Annotated in this window: 12 protein-coding genes; 7 read left to right on the top strand and 5 right to left on the bottom strand. The window is 45.0% G+C overall.

The window, feature by feature from the left end; genetic code table 11:
- Nucleotides 1–18 precede the first annotated feature (18 nt).
- A complete protein-coding gene (gene gntU / locus L5L97_RS14055) occupies nt 19–1,362 on the bottom strand; it encodes a gluconate transporter (RefSeq protein ID WP_105250511.1) in 1,344 nt (447 codons plus the stop codon).
- An 85-nt stretch (nt 1,363–1,447) separates the two neighbouring features.
- On the opposite strand from gntU, the gene L5L97_RS14050 reads away from it, so the two are divergent.
- Entirely contained in the window at nt 1,448–2,008 is a 561-nt protein-coding gene (locus L5L97_RS14050) for a gluconokinase (RefSeq protein WP_063884711.1), read from the top strand.
- A gap of 454 nt (nt 2,009–2,462) precedes the next feature.
- Here the strand turns inward: L5L97_RS14050 and L5L97_RS14045 are convergent, their stop codons facing one another.
- The 4 genes from L5L97_RS14045 to speFL all read right to left on the bottom strand — a co-directional run bounded on the left by L5L97_RS14045 (nt 2,463) and on the right by speFL (nt 7,715).
- Nucleotides 2,463–3,617 (bottom strand): porin, encoded by a 1,155-nt coding sequence (locus L5L97_RS14045; RefSeq protein ID WP_198573233.1) that lies wholly within the window; start codon nt 3,615–3,617, stop codon nt 2,463–2,465.
- 124 nt (nt 3,618–3,741) lie between these two features.
- Nucleotides 3,742–5,061: a putrescine-ornithine antiporter gene (gene potE / locus L5L97_RS14040; protein ID WP_263182448.1), complete on the bottom strand. Its 1,320-nt coding sequence runs from the start codon at nt 5,059–5,061 to the stop codon at nt 3,742–3,744.
- An 86-nt stretch (nt 5,062–5,147) separates the two neighbouring features.
- Nucleotides 5,148–7,310, bottom strand: coding sequence for an ornithine decarboxylase SpeF (speF, locus tag L5L97_RS14035; RefSeq protein ID WP_263182446.1), 2,163 nt, complete (start codon nt 7,308–7,310; stop codon nt 5,148–5,150).
- Between the two features lie 321 nt (nt 7,311–7,631).
- A complete protein-coding gene (gene speFL, locus L5L97_RS22970; RefSeq protein WP_224022194.1) occupies nt 7,632–7,715 on the bottom strand; it encodes a leader peptide SpeFL in 84 nt (27 codons plus the stop codon).
- A 503-nt stretch (nt 7,716–8,218) separates the two neighbouring features.
- Between speFL and L5L97_RS14030 the strand changes: the two genes are divergently transcribed.
- The 6 genes from L5L97_RS14030 (at nt 8,219) to L5L97_RS14005 (ending at nt 13,275) form a co-directional block, all read left to right on the top strand.
- Nucleotides 8,219–8,761, top strand: a complete 543-nt coding sequence (locus L5L97_RS14030) for a YbhB/YbcL family Raf kinase inhibitor-like protein (protein WP_263182444.1) — start codon at nt 8,219–8,221, stop codon at nt 8,759–8,761.
- A gap of 24 nt (nt 8,762–8,785) precedes the next feature.
- Complete coding sequence (locus L5L97_RS14025) at nt 8,786–9,544, top strand: helix-turn-helix transcriptional regulator (protein ID WP_263140998.1); 759 nt, start codon at nt 8,786–8,788, stop codon at nt 9,542–9,544.
- 49 nt (nt 9,545–9,593) lie between these two features.
- The gene (locus L5L97_RS14020) at nt 9,594–9,944 is read left to right on the top strand and encodes a YkvA family protein (protein ID WP_168826089.1); all 351 of its coding nucleotides are present in this window, start codon (nt 9,594–9,596) and stop codon (nt 9,942–9,944) included.
- 193 nt (nt 9,945–10,137) lie between these two features.
- Nucleotides 10,138–11,535 carry a hypothetical protein gene (locus L5L97_RS14015; RefSeq protein WP_219254197.1) on the top strand — a complete coding sequence of 466 codons (1,398 nt, stop codon included), beginning with the start codon at nt 10,138–10,140 and terminating at the stop codon, nt 11,533–11,535.
- Nucleotides 11,536–11,537: 2 nt separating this feature from the next.
- On the top strand, nt 11,538–12,575 hold the full coding sequence (locus L5L97_RS14010) for an acyltransferase family protein (RefSeq protein WP_263182443.1): 1,038 nt from the start codon (nt 11,538–11,540) through the stop codon (nt 12,573–12,575).
- 94 nt (nt 12,576–12,669) lie between these two features.
- Nucleotides 12,670–13,275 (top strand): hypothetical protein, encoded by a 606-nt coding sequence (locus L5L97_RS14005; protein WP_263182488.1) that lies wholly within the window; start codon nt 12,670–12,672, stop codon nt 13,273–13,275.
- Nucleotides 13,276–13,279 lie beyond the last annotated feature (4 nt).

Below are 13,279 nucleotides of genomic sequence, written 5' to 3'. Positions count from 1 at the left end.
TGTCATCACAGGCTAGCGCTAGAGAAACGCAGAGATGATGACTGCGACTATGCCGCCCGTCGTACCGATAATGGTCTCCATTACAGTCCAAGTTTGCAGCGTTTGTTTTTCTGACAATCCAAGAAAACGGTTAGCGAGCCAGAAGCCTGAGTCATTGACGTGCGAGAGCACAATCGAACCACCGCCAATGGCAATCGTAATTGCCGCCAATTGAGCACCATCTAAGTTTAGTGGTTCAAGTATCGGGATGATAAGGCCGCAAGCCGTTAACATGGCCACGGTGGCCGACCCTTGGATCACGCGTACCGACGCCGACAAAATAAATGCCAGTATTACAATCGGTAATCCCGAACCTGCCAACATATTGCCTAATGCATCGCCAACCCCCGAATCAATCAGCACTTGCTTAAACACGCCGCCAGCACCGGTGACGAGAATAATGATCCCAGCAGGTTGGAGCGCACTGCTACAGATTTCCATGATGCGCTCATTGGGAATATTGCGTCTCACGCCCAGCACATAGAATGCGATTAAACAGGCCAGCAAAATGGCGGTGAAGGGATGACCTATCAAGGCGAGCCAATTATGCAGATCGGATTTTTCATCAATAAAGCGTGACACCACTGTCTTTAAACCGATAAGCAGCAGTGGGAACACCACAATACTGATTGATAGCGCGAATGAGGGGATCGGTCCGCCTTCTCGTTCACCTTTTTCCTGCTGCTCGTGGGCAGGCAGCTCAACATGGACTTTTTGGGAGATGAGGCTGGCAAAGAGCGGGCCGCCTAGAATCATCGCCGGAATCGATGCCAATAAACCGAAGACTATCATGTAGCCAAAGTCGGCATTGAGCTGGGAAGCGACCAAAATAGGCCCCGGTGCAGGGATGAGAAATGCCTGACAGGTGGCAATACCCGCGAGCAGTGAAATACCAATTTTAACGACGCTGCCGCCCCCTTTACGAACCACGGCAAAGGCGATGCCAATCAGCAGTACCACAGCAACATCGAAGAAGAGAGGTAATGCACAGATAAAGCCTGTAAAGGTCATGGCCCAGTGAGCTTTGTCGTTACCAAATTTATTCAGCAGTGTATGGGCTATCTGATCTAGCGCGCCAGTCTCTTCCATTACCCGGCCAAACATGGCTCCCAAAGCGACCACAACCGCAACAAAGCCTAGTGTCCCCCCCATACCTTGTTGAATCGTATTGGTAATATCAGCTGGGTTCATACCAGAGAAAAGGCCGGCAATTATCGACACCAGTATCAATGATACTACTGCATGTAATCTCACTTTCATCACTAAGAACAGTAGCAGGGCGATTGAACCCAGTGCTGTCAGAATCAATGACATATCAGACATAAGAGGACTTTTCCTTGTTAGTTAAGTTGTCCACATTTTTGTAGGTTACCGGTAACATGTTACCCGTAATATGGTAGAGTGGGAAGTGACTAAATTCGAGAATTGGCATGAGGTTAACAAAGTGACTGAGAGAAAAAAAGGCAATAGCTATGTGTTCATGGGCGTCTCTAGTTGTGGCAAATCTTCGATTGGTGCCGCGGTCGCAGAGGCTTTAGAGACGAAATTTATTGATGGTGATGATCTGCATCCTAGAGCCAATATTATCAAGATGAAATCTGGCTCACCGCTCAATGATAGCGATCGCGCTCCTTGGCTTGAGCGCATCAACGACGCTGTGTATAGCATTGAGCAAAAGGGGGAGCAGGGGGTGATTGTCTGCTCTGCACTGCGTCGCCAGTATCGTGACTTAATCCGTCAGAACAACAGCAAGCTGGTGTTCATTCATCTATACGGAGATTTTGAATTAGTCAAAGAACGCATGTTTGCCAGAAAAGCCCACTTCATGCCGATTGAGCTGCTCAAGAGTCAGTTCGACACGCTGGAAATGCCCGCGACCGATGAAGCTGATGTTATCCAAGTGAGCATAGATGGCACTTTCGAAGAAGTCGTACAACGCTGTATTCAGGCGATAAATGGCGAAGCATAGGTAAGTCATTGGATCTTAATGCGAGGCTTGGCTGCTTTATCATGATGTTGCAGATTAGTTTTTAAAGCGAAGAGGAATCGGGACGACAGTCGTTGGGATTTCAATTACCGCTGAAGATCGTGGCAAAGGTGGATCTAGCAGCTCATTATTGAAAAAAAGCCACTCCAGAAACTAACTTGGAGTGGCGTAGAGATAATGGTAAGCCTGCGGTACCATCCAATGAGTGTTACGGCGAGCGTTTGTAGACGGAACGTGCGCCGCACCTCAGCCCCAAATAAGCTCACGCATATGAGCGATGACGCGAGCTGCCTATCCTGCTAAACATGATTTAACTCAACATGTGATTAGAACTGTCACTAAAGACTGTTACTCAAAATCGTCCTGCTTCATGCGACTAAGCAATGCCAAAGTAGAATGAGCGCTTTAGAAACCTTAGCTAACATCTCCTTTAGTCCTAAAAAAAGTAGTTGATCCCCACTGCGAAGCTGTTGTCTTCCTGTGCTTCGAGTGCAGGATCATCCATATCACTGAAATCTAGCTTCATCTCGGCAAACATCACAGTGTCGTTACTGTAGCGATAATGCAGCCCCAGCATGGCAAATTGGCGAGTCCATTGACCTTGAATAGGCGTAGCTACATCTGTGTCTAAATCTAAATAACTGAGTACAACCATAGGCACAAAACCGTTGTCGAATTGATAGGCAGTCATCAACTCGGCACCAGTGGCGTCGTAGAGATCGCCGTTGACCAGTTCATTATTTTTACTTTGGTGAGCGTTAAAGCCCACATAGAGACCGCTGGCCTCACGTCCTTCGGCATAGTGGTAGTAGTCACCATACATGGCACCAATACCGATGATTTCATTGGTTTCATCGACTTGGGTATTACCTAAGTGGCCTTCAAAATCACCGCGGTTAAAGCCTGCGAGTAGCTTGAATTTGTCGGTTGCCGCATAAGTGATACTGGCGCCGTAGCTGCTGTCAAAACTCAGTTCTGAGTTGGTCATCTCGCTACCGTCATCGTTCTTTAGGCTGACATCACCATTGGTTTTGGCGGCATATTGCAGGGCGATTTGTACTGGGCCTAAATTATTACGGTAAATGAAGGCGGAATCGGCACGGCCTGTACCTGTGAGGCTGCCATCACCGAAGGTGTAAGCGCCAACGCTGTAACCTGCAAATACGTTCGGTAAATCTGTAGTGCCTGCGACATCGTAATAGGCGCCCCATTGTTTACCGAAACTCAGGTTGCCCCATGTATCATGGGACATGCCAACATAACCTAAGCGGTTATAGAGAAAATCATCGGTTTTTTCGGCGGCGAGTTTGCCCCCTTGCATCACTAGCCCATCGTCGCTGGAGACCATGTTGATCCCCCATTCTGTGGTAGCAAAAGCGGTCCAGCCATTTTTCTCGCTCCGTTCGAAGCTGAATCTTAGGCGTGACGAGTCGTCGATAACTGAAGTATCGTGGCTGTCATTTAATGCTGCAAACCCTAACCAACCTGTTAAATTTAATGTGTTTTTTTGATCTTTATAGAGTTCAACCGCCTGACTGCTGGTGGCCGTTAATAGCATAGGTAACACTAAAGCGAGACAAGTCTTATTCATAAATCCCCCGATAATGAGCAAGTATTCTCCAGGGGATCATAGGCTTGGCCTATGATCCCAGAGTTATCGTTAGTCTTGATGTGGATGTTGGTATTAATTGTTTCCGATCATGCGTTAGCCGTATTTAGGCTGGACGTGTGTCGGCAACAGGCGCTTGGTTTGAGATCACGCCGAAAATAGTCCAACCGAAGAAGGTGGCTATGGCGCCAAGCATCACTGCGGTTTCGCCAGAGCTGTACAGAGCGTAGAAGCTATATAACGCACCGATTACGGCGATCACGTTGGCAACGCGGGCTTTATTCATAGGCACTTTTTGCTGTCTTTGCATTATGCCAAGCGCGGCCATAGATAAGATATAAGGCACAATGTTGGTGACGACGGCGAGGTTAACGAGTGCTTCGAACTGCTTACTCAGTGATGGGCTAATGGTCATCAGCGATAATGCTGTTTGGATCGAGACGATAATAGTCATGCCCCAAATTGGCGCATCGGCTTTGCTGACTTTAGAGAAAATTTTCGGAAAAAATCCTTCATCGGCAGAGGCTTTAAACACTTGGGCAATAGTGAACTGCCAACCTAAGAGTGATCCAGTACAGGAGATAATGGCGCAGGCCATCACGATTTTACCAACTACAGGATTAAACATTTGTGCGAAGGCTAAGCCGAATGGCGCATTTGACATGGCAAGCTCGGCATTTGGCACAATACCGGCAATGACGTTAGTGGAGACAATATAAATCACTGCAGCACCTAAGGTACCGCCCATAACAGCGATAGGTACGTTTTTTTCTGGGTTATCGACGGCTTCTGAGTTTGCACAGGCCGATTCTAAACCGAGGAACGCCCACAAAGTCATAGCGATAGAACCGCCTAACGCTTTGAAGAATGGCATATCATGCGGGTTCCATGCGCCTTTATAGAGGTCGATGTCAAACCAGAACCAACCAATTAAAGATACGCCAATCACAGGCAGAATAATCCCCCACACAGTCACGCTACTGACGCGGCCAGTGATGCGTGCACCACCGAAGTTAGCAATGGTTGCCAACCAAAGTACGCCAATGGTCGCAAGACAAATTGCCATCGGGCTTAAGTTAACTTCCAGCAACACGGCAGCGTAACCCACGGCAGAGATGGCAATCGCGACGTTGGCGATTAACAGCGAGACGGCATAGGTGTAGTTGGCCATAAAGTTGCCAGAACGGCCGAAGGCATACTCGGCATAACCGCCCATACCACCGGATTTTTTACTGAACATACCGCACTTAGCAAAAGCGAAGGCGAGGGCTGTTGACCCTGCTGCTGTTACTAACCAAGATAAAATGGAGATAGTACCGACTTGAGCTAATTGGGTTGGCAGCATAATAATGCCCGAACCCATCATGTTGACTATGGTGATAATAGTTAATTGGACGACGCCAATTTTATTTTCTGATTTACTCATACTAATAACCTAATTTAGGTGACTTATTATAGGAGGCATGAATTTGACTGCAGAGTGGGGTTAATAAACTCTGCAGTCAGTCTTCATTATTTATTTAGTACATAGCCCATTGCTTGAATTTTGCCGTCTGCGGTATTTTCGAGATAAACACCTTGCAGTTCTGGTGAGAATCCAGGTAATAGGTTGATGCCTTCTTCAAGGGCAAGGAAATAACGCTGAACAGAACCACCCCATATTTCACCTGGCACCATACATAACACGCCTGGTGGATATGGCAGCGCACCTTCGGCAGCGATACGGCCTTCAATTTGCGAGAGTGGGACTAGTTCTACTTTACCGCGAATAAACTCTAGGTTTGCTTCCTGTGGGTCCATCACTTTTGTAGGAAAATGCGCTTTACGGAACATTTCTTTCTGCAGTTGTTTTACGTCATGGCTGACATAAAGATTGTGCATTTCTTGGCAGAGTTGACGGATAGAATAGTCTTTATAACGGGCTTTATTGGCGTTATAAACGTTAGGTAATACTTCAGATAATGGCGCATCTTCATCGACTAATTTCTCGAAACGAGATATTTGTGATACCAGATGTTGCATCTTGGCCATATCTTCCGCAGGTGTCATCAGGAATAAAATCGAATTCAAGTCGCACTTCTCTGGAATAATATTATTTTCCCGTAAGAAGTTAGCCAGAATAGTCGCTGGAATACCAAATTCGGTATATTTGCCTGTTTCAGCATCTATGCCCGGTGTTGTTAATAAGAACTTACAAGGGTCAACAAAGTATTGGCCTTTTTCATAACCTTCGAAGGAGTGCCATTTCTGACCAGGTTCGAATTCGAAGAAGCGTAAGTCATCGGCCATTTGTTCGGTTTCATAGTCTTGCCATAGGCGGCCGTCGATCATTGTTGGCACGAATGGTTTGATATATTTACACTTTTTGAGTAATAGCTTACGTGCTTCGATACCCGCTTTTACCGCTTCGCGCCACAGATAACGACCACTCGCGCCTTCATGCATTTTCGCGTTTACATCTAGCGCCGCAAATAAAGGATAGAAGGGACTGGTAGAGGCATGCATCATAAAGGCGTTATTGAAGCGTTTATGGTTGCAATATCTATCTTGGCCTTTGATATGTTTATCTTTTTTATGGATTTGCGAGGTTTGTGAGAAACCGGCCTGCTGTTTATGCACCGACTGAGTCACGATAATGCCTGGATCTTCAGCAGTTAGTTCGAGCAAGAGTGGTGAGCAGTCATTCATCATAGGGATGAACTGTTCATAACCCACCCAAGCTGAGTCAAATAAGACGTAGTCACAAAGATGGCCAATTTTATTAATAACTTGTCGAGCATTGTAGATGGTGCCGTCATAGGTGCCGAGTTGGATTATCGCCAAGCGGAATGGGCGTTTTTCATCGGCTCTTTCTGGCGCGACTTCACGAATTTGCTCTCTTAAATAGGACTCTTGGAAACAGTGGGCATCAATGCCACCAATAAATCCGAAGGGATTACGTGCCGTTTCTAAATAAACAGGTGTAGCACCTGCTTGAATTAATGCGCCATGGTGGTTTGATTTGTGGTTATTGCGGTCGAATAACACGAGGTCGCCTTTCGCTAACAGCGCATTAGTCGCGACTTTATTTGATGACGAAGTGCCGTTAAGTACGAAATAGGTTTTATCGGCATTAAAAACTTTGGCAGCGTATTTCTGTGCTTCCAGTGGAGCGCCTTCATGGATCAGTAAATCACCCAGTTTCACGTCGGCATTACACATATCCGCGCGGAAAATTGTTTCGCCAAAAAAGTCGAAGAATTGGCGGCCCACAGGGTGTTTACGGAAGAATTGTCCGCCTTGGTGACCAGGACAGGCAAAGGTAGAGTTACCCATTTCGACGTATTTTTTTAACGTACCGAAGAAAGGTGGCAATAGCGCTTGTTCATATTTACTTATTGCAGTCTCAACCTGTTTTCCGTAGAAGTCAGTGTTATCACCGCAGAGTTCAAATACCCCTGTAATCGATGAGCAAACATCATCAGGGAAGGTTTCTTCACAGCAAACTGAAACGAAAATGGGCAGTTTCAATCCGGTGTTTTTAATCTTTTCAACAATACCATTTCTAACATCATCAACAGAGACGACAGCCGCGCCCACATCGCAAAAATCTGTGGTTAATACATTGACAACTTCTCTGTCGATATCGAAACAAGATCTAACAGATAAGCTAGCGGCTACTTTTAATGATTTCATAGTTAATTTCCCTTTTACTTTATAAAAAATAGATACAAGTGTGCCTATACCTAATTAAAAACATTAATGGTATGAAAATTAGATATGGCTATTCCGTGCGCAGATTAAATGTGGTTATGCCAAAGTTACGAAATAAATATAAGTAGAAATATATTTATTGAGCGTATGAATAGCTTAGCCGCAGTAAAACTACACTGATAAAAGAATGCTTTGATTAAGGTGTTAGATAATAAACCAAATAAAAACAGTACGATAAGTGTTTGCACCTATTAGGGCAATAGCACTTTAGACCTGTTAATTGGCCTACTACCTACGCTAAGGTTAGCGGAGGAAGATAAAGGAATGATCGAAATAGTCACGTTGACTAGGCATCATGATATGCCGTGTGCGCCTGATATGCGCCATAATTTTAGATTTCCTCTTCATATACGACTCCATTATGACTTAGAGAAAATGGTTAGGTTTTTATTACGTAATGAAGTTTATATGCGAGTTATAAATAAAATCATGACCTATGTCTTATTTTTAAATAATTAGCACGTCAATTTAACTTAATTTATCGATATTAAATTGAGTCAATCATGCTTAAGTATCTTTATCTAAATTATGAAAGTAAATATTGTCAGCATTATTTAAATGATTTTATTTGCATAAAATATCTTATTTCAAATATCTAATCTTAATTTAAAGGCTGCTGTAATCATCATTCCGATTTATACCGCATTCCATATCTGCATTGTTATGCAGATATTTTCGTTACAAAATCATCCTCCTGCTTGAAAAATGCAAAAATGATAACTTTTTTCTCACATTTGAGCATTTGGGGCAGAAAGTTGTCGTTTTAGGGCAGATGTTATTTTTTTGATTGACGTAAAGTGAGTCAGGTCGAACATGAATAGGAGATAGACATGAATAAAGGGTGGTTAGGGGCGAGTTTAGTGCTTGGGTTATTCGTTGGACAGGCAAGTGCTATGACATTAACGAGCAAAGATATGAGCGAGGGCAATAAACTGACATCGCAATTAGTGTTTAATGGCTTTGGTTGCCAAGGAGAAAATATTTCGCCGCAACTGACTTGGACTGAGGTGCCCACAGGAACTAAAGCATTTGCAGTGACAGCTTATGATCCTGATGCGCCAACGGGCAGCGGTTGGTGGCACTGGGCCGTATATAACTTATCCGTAGCGCAAACTTCGCTCGCACAAGGTGCGGGCTCGCATGTTGATGCTCTGCCCAAAGGCGCCATTGCCTTGAAGAACGATTTTGGTACTACAAATTTTGGTGGCGCATGCCCGCCCCAAGGTCATGGCGTTCACAGGTATGAATTTACTGTGTGGGCATTACCCAGTGCTTTAGAATTGCCAAAGGATGCTAGCCCTGCCTTATTGGGCTTTATGCTCAGGGCACAAGCGCTCGGCAACGCCAAGTTGACTGCGGTATATAATCGATAATCCATTGATAATTAGGCTGGTGTCATGATCCGTATGTTTGAATATGATTCGAAGCAGGCACAATCTTTATCTCAAGTCCCTGTACATCAGCCGTCGATTATTCGGGTTATCTATGGTGAAAAGTCTCTGCTCTGGCAAGATGAATCTGTTTTAGTAGGCCAAGGGCAGTTACTGTTAATTCCTGCTGGTTCGCATATTAGCTTTGTTAATCGACCTTTTCTTGGGCGTTATCGGGCGGTGCAGTTATTACTCCCCCACGATTTACCCCAAGGCATTTTATCAAGCGCTACCGATTGGCGTGACCCTATGCCAGTCCAAAACGTATCACGCGCTGTGGACTTAGCTTGGAGTGCGCTATTACAGAGTTTGACCTTGTCTCTGGCCGATCCTGTTCAACTGCATTATTTGGCCGCGTTACTGTTAAGTTTGCCGGATAAACGCAGTGTGAACTGGTTGTATGGACACACCCAACGCAGCGTGACTCAAGCGGCCTTGGCCTTGATGAGTGTGAGTCCTTCGGCGTCATGGCAGCAGGAGGATATTGCCGACAAGTTACACATGAGCACGGCAAGCCTTAGGCGTAAATTGGCCTTAGAAGACACCAGTTTTAGGCAGTTACTGGTAGAAGTGCGGCTTTGTCATGGTTTAGCCATGTTGCAGAATTCGAGTGAGCCAGTATTACAAGTGGCTTTGGCCTGTGGTTATCAATCTGCGGAAAAGTTTTCCTTACGTTTTAAGCAACAATTTGGCCTGACCCCTGCGGCTTATCGTCGTACACTGTGAAGTGGCATGGGTGTATACCCAAACAACTTTAGGGTATTGGAGAAATATGATGGCGGATGAGCAATTTACTGACAGCGGATTTTGGAACAAGATCAAACTCTTTAGCCGTCAAGCAGGTAGAGAGGTCATCGAGCGGGCACTATGGCTTTATTATGCAGCGCAACAACCCAATACGCCTAAGTGGGCTAAGTCAGTCATCTACGGCGCGTTAGCGTATTTTGTTTTGCCTTTAGATGCGATTCCCGATCTGACTCCTTTAGTTGGCTTTACCGATGATTTAGGTGCCCTTGCCGCTGCCCTGACTATGGTGACCTTATATATCGATGATGAAGTGAAATCCCTTGCAGCGGATAAACTCGCACTGTGGTTTGGAGATAAGCCGAGCGAACCTAAGACTTAAGCCTATTGCGAACGCAATCGCCTAAGTGATGCAAAATTGTGCTAAAAATATGATTTCATTAGGAGTCGTTGATTTGGTTTTGACTGAGATTTTCTGGGGTAAAAATATTTTTTTGCAAATGTTTCACTATTGCTTGATTGCGCTATATGCTAGCGCTGTTTTGTAAACCCCTTGTGTTTGTTTAGGCAGATAAATGAAAAATATTATGGTAGTGATCCTATGGCTTTTAGGTGTCTCTGCCGCTACCCCCGCGTTTGCCGATGAGGCCTCTCCGGAACAACTCGCCCGTCTTTACCTCGATTTTATGGCACAGAATAGTCGCCAGAGCGAAGCTTTGTGGCCCGGTTTTCGCCTTGAAGATAAAGTACACCTTTTTAGTTATGGTGGTAATGTCTGGCTTCGACAGCCTGGTGGCGAAATAATCCAAGATAACAGTGTGTTAGAGTCGGTCAATCTGCATTCTGGTCTATCGGTGAGTTTCGGCTTTCCGCAATATAATGGCCAGCCAGGCGTATTGATCCAGCTCGAAGTGCCGAACATCCAATTTACTCGCGACACTAAGCCTACGGATTTAGCTTTTTTAATCTGGGCGAGCAATGGCTTGCATGAAGCCTTCCATTTTTATGCCCAATCCGAATGGCGAGTATTGGAAGACGGTAAGCGTTATGAGGGCGAAGTCTTTCCGCTCAACTTCGATGCTCGCTATTATCGTTTACAGTTATTTGATGCTTTAATGGCGGCGCTGGCACAACCCGAGCAACAGTCATTACACCTTAGCTATGCAGCTTATTGGTTGCAGCAATGGCGCCAAATTGCGCCGAATGAAGATAAAGTCGGTTACATCAATGATCTCGTTGAAGGCAGCGCTAAGTATGTGGAATTGGTCGCTGGTGCGCGTGTATTGAGTCAAAATCAAACTTTACTTGGTTATCAGCAAATACTGACAAAATATGTGTATGACTATTATCAACAGCAGAAGATGTGGGTTGGTTGGACGGCTGAGGCGGCAAATATTGGCGCTCTGGCGGGCATATTGTTGGATAGCACTCAAGACCCTTATGTGTGGAAAGAGTCGGTCATGTCGGGTATGTTGCCTGTGGATTTACTACTGAACCGCGTAAAGCCAGTATCCCCGCTAGACAAGAAAGACACTAAACAAAAGAAACAGCTGCAGGAGATGCTAGCGTATTACCCTGCCACTCAAGCAAAACTGTCTCAGTTGTTGTTGAATGTGCAGGATCCAAAAGTGCCGTTATTGGTTATGCCGAGCGTGAGCGATAGTAGCAGTTTTATTGATGTGGGTGACGTACGTTCTGGCTTTTATGTGGTGCCCTATCAAGAGGAAATGACTCAAGCTTATTTAGGGATGAGTGCGCAATTTAGTAACTTGTCAGTGAGTGGCAGTCCATTACTCGATGTTCCGGTACAAAATTTTTGTGAGGGCATTGAGGCGGCAACTCTGTTACCTTTAGCATTCCCCTTTCAGCGTGAGGGTCAGTATCTGGTATTCAACGAAGCGGAAGTCCATGGAACTATTAGGGTTTCTGCGAGTGTTGTTGATGGAAGAACCCTCTACTGTGCGATGAATTAATAATGAGAAAAAATCAGCTCGAATTTACCTACATGCGTGGCATTGCGATTATCTTTATCGTGCTTGGTCACAGTATTTACAACTCTGGTGAAGGTTTCCCGCTGTTGCTGGAAAATCTATTGCGTGGTGGCACGGCGTTATTTGTGTTTATCTCGGGATACTTTTTCCACCGCATTTTTTATAAGGATTTCGACTACAGCAAGTTTATGAAGAACAAAGTACAAAACGTACTTTATCCTTTTTTAGTTGTGTCATTAATTGGTCTATTTTGTTTGTGTTTGCGCTGGATATTTATGGAGCATCAGCCGCTCGATAATGTCTTGCTGAGTATTTTTTATACTGTGCGTAACGGTTATATTCTGTATCCGCACTGGTACATTCCCTTCATCATGGCGGTGTTTTTATTCTCGCCGATTTTTTTATGGTTTATCCGTTGCTCACAGCAGATGCGTTGGACGCTATTTGTACTGAGTTGTGTGGTGGCTATTCTGCTGCATAGACCCATAGGTAACGTCAATTTCATCCACTCAGTGGTGTATTTTATGCCTTTCTATTTGATTGGTATTTTATATTCGCAAGATGAACATATTGTGACGCGCTTTGGTTCTATCTTTACTGCCCTCGCGATGATTTTTTTAGTGGTGAGCTTAGTCGAGCAAACTTACATAGTGCAGCATATTGGTAACTACCATAAGGCTCCGTTTGAATATAACGGCATCGATTGGCAGTTTATTCAAAAACTCTGTTTATGTGTGTTAGTGCTGAATTTCTGCGAATGGTTGTCGGGGCGCAGTCGATTGCCTTGGTTAGTGGAAGTGGCTGAGATGAGTTTTGCGATTTTCTTTATTCATCCGCTGTTCGACATGATGTTTAACGCTACTGCTACCTTAATGCGTTACCGTTTACCGCCGGGATCTTGGGTCACTAGCGTGCTCTTCTCTGCGGGGATTTTTATCTTCCTGATGATGGGAAGTATTATTACGGCTCGCTTTATCAAGAAGCGTCTCGGTAATCGTTCGCGTACTTATATCGGCTGGTAATCACTTGGCTTATCGTCACTAACACTAGGGAAAATTCAGTTTGAATTTATTTCCTAGTGTTAGGGTGTTTTTCATCTAAAAAATGGAGAACATGATGAAGTCCAGAATTGCCCTACAGAGTCTCGCGCTCGCCAGTTTGTCTTCGATTGCCTTACCATCCATAGCGGCTCAAGCTGAGCCCATATCCACTGAGACCCAGAATACTTTCTTTGCACAAATTGCCGCCCATTGTGGCCAAGCTTTTGCGGGCAAAGTGGTTTCGGGTGACACTGCGGACTCGGCCTTTAGCGGTAAGTCTTTAATTATGCACGTGCGTGAATGTAGCGACACTGAGCTTAAGATCCCGTTCCATGTGGGTGATAACCACTCGCGTACTTGGGTGCTGACTAAAACGCAGCAAGGACTTAAGTTGAAGCACGACCATCGCCATCAGGATGGAAGTGAAGATGCTGTGACCATGTATGGCGGCGACACTATGAATGATGGGACAGTACAGAAACAATCATTTCCAATTGATAGGGAATCTATCGATAACTTCGTTAAGAATGGGCTAACCCAGTCGATCACGAATGTGTGGCACATGGAAATTACGCCAACAACGTTTAGCTATCAACTTACGCGCGAAAACCGCGATTTCAAAGTCGATTTTGATCTTACCCAGCCAGTAGCATTACCACCCAAACCTTGGGGACACGACTAGTGTT

It is taken from the genome of Shewanella sp. SM71 (assembly GCF_025653905.1).
Classification (GTDB): domain Bacteria; phylum Pseudomonadota; class Gammaproteobacteria; order Enterobacterales; family Shewanellaceae; genus Shewanella; species Shewanella oncorhynchi.
This window is presented reverse-complemented; position numbering and strand designations above follow the sequence as displayed.

Coding starts and splice junctions, on each gene's coding strand:
- gntU (WP_105250511.1), bottom strand. CDS start 1,362: ATGTCTGATATGTCATTGATTCTGACAGCACTGGGTTCAATCGCCCTG.
- L5L97_RS14045 (WP_198573233.1), bottom strand. CDS start 3,617: ATGAATAAGACTTGTCTCGCTTTAGTGTTACCTATGCTATTAACGGCC.
- potE (WP_263182448.1), bottom strand. CDS start 5,061: ATGAGTAAATCAGAAAATAAAATTGGCGTCGTCCAATTAACTATTATC.
- speF (WP_263182446.1), bottom strand. CDS start 7,310: ATGAAATCATTAAAAGTAGCCGCTAGCTTATCTGTTAGATCTTGTTTC.
- speFL (WP_224022194.1), bottom strand. CDS start 7,715: ATGGCGCATATCAGGCGCACACGGCATATCATGATGCCTAGTCAACGT.
- L5L97_RS14030 (WP_263182444.1), top strand. CDS start 8,219: ATGAATAAAGGGTGGTTAGGGGCGAGTTTAGTGCTTGGGTTATTCGTT.
- L5L97_RS14025 (WP_263140998.1), top strand. CDS start 8,786: ATGATCCGTATGTTTGAATATGATTCGAAGCAGGCACAATCTTTATCT.
- L5L97_RS14020 (WP_168826089.1), top strand. CDS start 9,594: ATGGCGGATGAGCAATTTACTGACAGCGGATTTTGGAACAAGATCAAA.
- L5L97_RS14015 (WP_219254197.1), top strand. CDS start 10,138: ATGAAAAATATTATGGTAGTGATCCTATGGCTTTTAGGTGTCTCTGCC.
- L5L97_RS14010 (WP_263182443.1), top strand. CDS start 11,538: ATGAGAAAAAATCAGCTCGAATTTACCTACATGCGTGGCATTGCGATT.
- L5L97_RS14005 (WP_263182488.1), top strand. CDS start 12,670: ATGAAGTCCAGAATTGCCCTACAGAGTCTCGCGCTCGCCAGTTTGTCT.